The following is a 4,677-nucleotide window of genomic DNA, read 5'->3' as shown; positions in this document are numbered from 1 at the left end:
CAGGTTCAATTCCAAAGAAATTAAGGGCAATGCGAGAACGAGTGAAACGTTATATTCTTCCAGAAAAAAGAAAACGGTCCAAAAGTAGGACCGTTCGAATTTCAAAAACTCGGTACACCATTAAGTCAAAGCATGCTTAACTGAATGATGTTAACTCGAAAGTGGCTTAATATTTAATTTCTTAATCTAAATTTATTCAGGTACAAAGCTTAATGCTTTATCCATTACCGACAAATCGGCTTGCTTCCCATGACCATTTTCTGACAAATGTCGTCTAAACCCACGTGCACCAGGTTGCCCCTGAAAAATGCCTAACATGTGGCGTGCTACATGCCAAAAATTAGCACCAAGACGCATTTCTTCTTCAATATAAGTATACATAGAACGCACAACATCATGACGAGATTGCATATTAGCCACATCTCCATAAATTTTTTCATCTACTTCATTTAATATAAATGGATTGCTGTAAGCTTCTCGTCCAATCATTACACCATCAATATGTTGCAAATGTTCTAGGCTCTGCTCAATCGTTTTAACACCACCGTTAAGGCTTAGATCTAGCTGTGGGTAATCTTTTTTAAGCTGATAAACTCGCGGATAATCAAGAGGAGGAACTTCACGATTCTCTTTCGGACTCAGACCTTTTAACCACGCTTTGCGAGCATGAATAATAAAATCGTCACACCCTACTTTATGTGATGCTTCAATAAGTGCGCATAAAAACTCATACGAGTCTTGCTCATCAATACCAATACGCGTTTTGACAGTAACAGGAATATTGACTTCACTTTTCATTGCCGCAACACAGTCAGCAACTAACTGAGGTTCGCCCATTAAACAAGCGCCAAAACGACCATTTTGAACTCGGTCTGACGGGCAACCTACATTTAAATTTATTTCATCGTAGCCACGTTCACCTGCTAACTTTGCACATTGCGCAAGCGCTTTAGGGTCAGAGCCACCAAGTTGCAGTGCAACCGGACCTTCGTGCTTATTAAAATGTAAGTAATCACCTCGACCAAATAAAATAGCCCCTGTGGTTATCATTTCGGTGTAAAGCACAGTATGTTTAGTCATTTTGCGATGAAAAGTACGACAATGGCGATCAGTCCAATCAAGCATTGGGGCCACAGAAAAGCGTCTATCCAAAGTACATTTATTCAAAGCAAACCTCAGGGTATTAAAGTTATTAAGCACAGCTTAAAAGGCGCTGCATTCTACACAAAAGCCTAACGGGCATCAATGTTAAGAATACACCTGTAAACCAAAGTAATGAGCTATACCATTTAAAATATTAGTCACTGCAACAGAGCTTAAAATAAGTCCCATTATTCGGCTTATTATACTTGCACCACTGTCACCTATTAATTTATGTACATGGGTTGCAAGCAATAATAAAACTAATACAACAGCCAGTACAGCAAGCATCATCGATGATGTCATTAACTGCTCAACCCAGGTATATTCTTCATTTCTGGTCATCAATACAGCACCTAACATAGCGCCGGGGCTGGCGATAGATGGAATAGCTAGCGGAAAAATGGCAGTCTCCATACTATCGCGTACACTTTTAATTTCAGTTTCTGGTTTACTTTCACCAAATATCATTGAAAGTGCAAAAATAAGTAATATGATACCGCCGGCTATTTGAAAAGCCGAAAGTGGAATTTCAATTGCGTTAAGTAGTTGCTCCCCCGCGAGCACAAAAAACAAGAGTACCAATGCAGACACGCCTACCGCTTTTAATATAACTTTACGTTTAAATTTTTCATCCTCACCACGTGTAACTGCAATAAATACAGGTACAGTGCCAATTGGGTCTATAACCGCAAAAAAGAATATAAATATAGCTAATAGTTCATGCATTACTGGGTTTCCTAGGTAAAAAGCGCTTAATAAAAACGCTGCAACTACAACACAGTATGTTAGTATAACACGGTAGCATAAGGATAAGAGTAATGATGAATATAGAATCACTCGTAAGTAAAGCAAAACAAGTTTGTGACAACCGTGGTGCACGTTTTACGCCGATCCGCGAGAAAGTATTTCGCTTACTCGCCAGTGCACAAGGTGGTGTAGGTGCATACGATCTACTCGAACAATTAAAAGTAACAGAGACAGGTGCCAAACCTGCCACTATATATCGTGCATTAGATTTTTTGGCTGAACTAGGCTTTATTCACAAAATTGAAAGCACTAATGCATTTATGCTGTGTCACCATTTTGATCATATTCATCCGGTACAACTATTAATTTGTGATACATGCGGTTTTGTTAAAGAGTTACATTCAACTGTTATCTCACACGAGCTAAATAATTTAGCTGCCGAAGGTGGATTTGTTGTTTCGGGACAAACTATCGAAGCTCATGGAAAATGTGAGTCTTGTAGAGCATCGTAATCCCCAAAGTTTTTCTCAATGGCTATACTCATATAGTTGTAGCCATTTCATAGCACCAATTTAAGAGTAAACAATATGAATGTAGAGTTCATCAATCCGTTTTTATCCTCTTTGATCAATGTATTAAGTACAATGGCTCAGACTCAATTAAAGCCAGGTAAACCTCGTATTAAAACGGACGAAATCGCCTGTGGTGATGTATCAGGTCTGATTGGTATGGTGGGCCCTCAAACTCGTGGATCGTTTTCAATTACTTTTGATGAAGAATTAGCGCTAACAATCATGGAACGCATGCTTGGCGACCGTCCAGATACAATAGATGAAGAAGTCACCGATATGGTTGGCGAAATAACTAACATGGTAACTGGTGGCGCTAAAAATTTACTTGGTGAAAAGGGTTTCGACTTTGATATGGCAACACCTATTGTTGTATCGGGTAAAGGGCATACTATTACCCACAAAAGCCAAGGTAAAAAAATCATCATGCCATTTAGCTGCGATGCAGGAAATGCAAATATTGAAGTTAGCTTCGATAAGCTATGAGTTGGCAGCAAAAAATAATTACATTAAAACCCCGCACTCGGGGTTTTCATTTAATAGATGACGAAATACTATCTCAACTTTCTGAGCTCTCACGCTATAAAGTAGGCTTGTTACACCTATTCATTCAACATACCTCAGCAAGCCTTACCATAAACGAAAATGCCGATCCTACTGTGCGAATGGATATGGAAAGTCATTTCAATAAATTTGTTCCTGAGCGCCAACCTTATTACCGTCATGATTACGAAGGTGATGACGATATGCCTGCACATATTAAAACGAGTACATTGGGTTGTGAGTTAAGTATTCCTATTTCAAACGGTTATTTAGCACTAGGTACATGGCAAGGCATTTATTTAGGTGAGCATCGCGATTGTGGTGGTTCTAGACGTATTGTAGTAACAATTCAAGGTGAAACAATTTAAGCTTTATTTTTACTGACTACCTAAAGTTTACTCACACTAGAAGTGCTCACTTCTAGTTTATAAATTTACCTTTCGCTTAATTAAGACCAACAAACTGTACGTTTCAAATTTAATTAAAATAAAAAGTTTAAATCATACTTACCTATACCTCGGTCGCTTCCTATCGATTTTGGGCAAATATCAGCCAGACAGTTCTCTATATATTCATAAAACAGATATAGCATTATAAAACTATAATTTACATATTCAGTTAAATTTTCTTTAAAAAACAACCGAATTCATAAAATATGGTTTTTTATATTTAACGGGTACAATGCAAATAAAGTAACACCTACATAACCAAATCGGTAATATTATTTATGATCGCTAAATTCAGTGAAAACCTCTTAGGTAATGATTATATTTGTTCTGATATTCACGGTCATTTCTCTCTTCTTCAATCAAAATTAAATGACGTAGGCTTTAATGAAGCTAAGGATAGACTTTTCAGCTTAGGCGATCTAATTGATAGAGGTGATGAATCTGAGCAGGCACTATTGTGGCTGGATAAGCCGTGGTTTTATGCTATTCAAGGCAATCATGAGCGAATGTTAATTCATTCTGTAAGTGAAAGTTCAGAGCAATGGTGGAAACGCTGGATCCGCTCTGGAGGAGCTTGGGCTAAAGACCTATCAGAAGAGCAATTGGCTACTTTTTGTAAACGATTTATCGAATTACCAGTGGCAATTGAGTTAAGTCTACCTTCAGGTAAAAAAGTAGGTTTAGTTCATGCTGAGTTGCCATTTAGTTGTGATTGGTTTGACGTTGTGGAATTACTAAATACAGTTAATCCTAATGAACTAGATGATGTATTAGAGACTAAACGAATGATGTGGAGAAAACGTCAGTCACTTCGAATGGAAATAGATCTTGAGGAAATAGAGTTAGTTGAAAACATAGATCATGTTTTTCATGGTCACGCGATTGTTGGTCAATATGTCACTATTGGTAATCGGACTTTTATGGATTTAGGAAGTTATCAAACAGGAAGAATAGGTTTAATTGAACCCAGTAAGTTTTTAGACTAACCTGCTAATTTTGATCTAATTCTCATTTTAAAAAAATTAAAAAGCATAATCTTTATCAGCTTTATAGAACTAAAAAGATAAATAAAATATAGAAAATATAGAAAATATAGAAAATATAGAAAATAAATTTAATAGGATTATTAGAGGTTTTAAAATAAGAGATTGGAGCGGTACACGAGGCTCGAACTCGTGACCTCGACCTTGGCAAGGTCGCGCTCTACCAACTGAGCTAGTACCGCA

General features: G+C 37.3%; 6 protein-coding genes, 1 tRNA gene and 1 pseudogene. 5 read left to right on the top strand and 3 right to left on the bottom strand.

Going from position 1 to position 4,677, the window contains the following annotated elements; translation table 11 throughout:
* Positions 1-140: pseudogene (locus tag I6F65_RS20915) on the top strand (IS4 family transposase); the annotation flags it as partial.
* Between the two features lie 52 nt (positions 141-192).
* Here the strand turns inward: I6F65_RS20915 and dusA are convergent.
* Both dusA and I6F65_RS20905 read right to left on the bottom strand, forming a co-directional pair.
* Positions 193-1,125 carry a tRNA dihydrouridine(20/20a) synthase DusA gene (gene dusA, locus I6F65_RS20910; protein WP_231613260.1) on the bottom strand — a complete coding sequence of 311 codons (933 nt, stop codon included), beginning with the start codon at positions 1,123-1,125 and terminating at the stop codon, positions 193-195.
* A 123-nt stretch (positions 1,126-1,248) separates the two neighbouring features.
* Entirely contained in the window at positions 1,249-1,869 is a 621-nt protein-coding gene (locus I6F65_RS20905; protein ID WP_024613046.1) for a MarC family protein, read from the bottom strand.
* Positions 1,870-1,964: 95 nt separating this feature from the next.
* Here I6F65_RS20905 and I6F65_RS20900 point away from each other — a divergent pair, with 95 nt between their 5' ends.
* The 4 genes from I6F65_RS20900 (at position 1,965) to I6F65_RS20885 (ending at position 4,437) form a co-directional block, all read left to right on the top strand.
* Positions 1,965-2,402 carry a transcriptional repressor gene (locus tag I6F65_RS20900; RefSeq protein ID WP_024599240.1) on the top strand — a complete coding sequence of 146 codons (438 nt, stop codon included), beginning with the start codon at positions 1,965-1,967 and terminating at the stop codon, positions 2,400-2,402.
* 75 nt (positions 2,403-2,477) lie between these two features.
* On the top strand, positions 2,478-2,945 hold the full coding sequence (locus tag I6F65_RS20895; RefSeq protein ID WP_024613047.1) for a chemotaxis protein CheX: 468 nt from the start codon (positions 2,478-2,480) through the stop codon (positions 2,943-2,945).
* Positions 2,942-3,370 (top strand): secondary thiamine-phosphate synthase enzyme YjbQ, encoded by a 429-nt coding sequence (locus I6F65_RS20890; protein ID WP_197114740.1) that lies wholly within the window; start codon positions 2,942-2,944, stop codon positions 3,368-3,370. The genes I6F65_RS20895 and I6F65_RS20890 overlap by 4 nt, the downstream gene beginning before the upstream one ends.
* Before the next feature lie 359 nt (positions 3,371-3,729).
* Entirely contained in the window at positions 3,730-4,437 is a 708-nt protein-coding gene (locus I6F65_RS20885) for a metallophosphoesterase (protein WP_166109619.1), read from the top strand.
* Between the two features lie 163 nt (positions 4,438-4,600).
* Here I6F65_RS20885 and I6F65_RS20880 read toward each other — a convergent pair.
* Positions 4,601-4,676 (bottom strand) — tRNA-Gly (locus I6F65_RS20880).
* Between the last annotated feature and the right edge of the window lies 1 nt (position 4,677).

Origin of the sequence: Pseudoalteromonas sp. SWXJZ94C (genome assembly GCF_015864385.1) — a bacterium.
Taxonomy (GTDB): domain Bacteria; phylum Pseudomonadota; class Gammaproteobacteria; order Enterobacterales; family Alteromonadaceae; genus Pseudoalteromonas.
Note: the sequence above shows the minus strand (reverse complement) of the source record. Positions and strands in the feature narration are given on the sequence as shown.